Here is a 267-nt window from a genome sequence, read left to right on the forward strand (position 1 = left end):
TCTTCCTGTTTTAGCTCGACCAGCGCATGCAGGTTGAAAGACAATGTACCTTTGCTGCCTTTCACTTCGACCTGCCGGCCGTTCTGAGTAACTGTTACACCGTTAGGTACAGTTACTGGGGCTTTAGCCACACGAGACATGAGGAATCACCTATTAAGAAACAAAAGCAATAACTTCACCACCGATGCCCGCAGCACGTGCAGCGCGATCAGTCATGATGCCTTTGCTTGTAGAAACAATTGCAATACCTAAACCTTGCTTAACGCT

The 267-nt window shown here is 47.6% G+C and carries 1 protein-coding gene and 1 pseudogene; both read right to left on the reverse strand.

Annotation, left to right across the window (positions count from 1 at the left end):
• A pseudogene (locus tag B2Y23_RS14970) lies at nt 1-140 on the reverse strand (50S ribosomal protein L6); the annotation flags it as partial.
• Nucleotides 141-153: 13 nt separating this feature from the next.
• On the reverse strand, nt 154-267 hold a 114-nt coding region (gene rpsH / locus B2Y23_RS14975; protein ID WP_291371655.1), incomplete at its 5' end, for a 30S ribosomal protein S8.

Source organism: Acinetobacter sp. UBA5934 (genome assembly GCF_002430855.1).
GTDB lineage: Bacteria > Pseudomonadota > Gammaproteobacteria > Pseudomonadales > Moraxellaceae > Acinetobacter.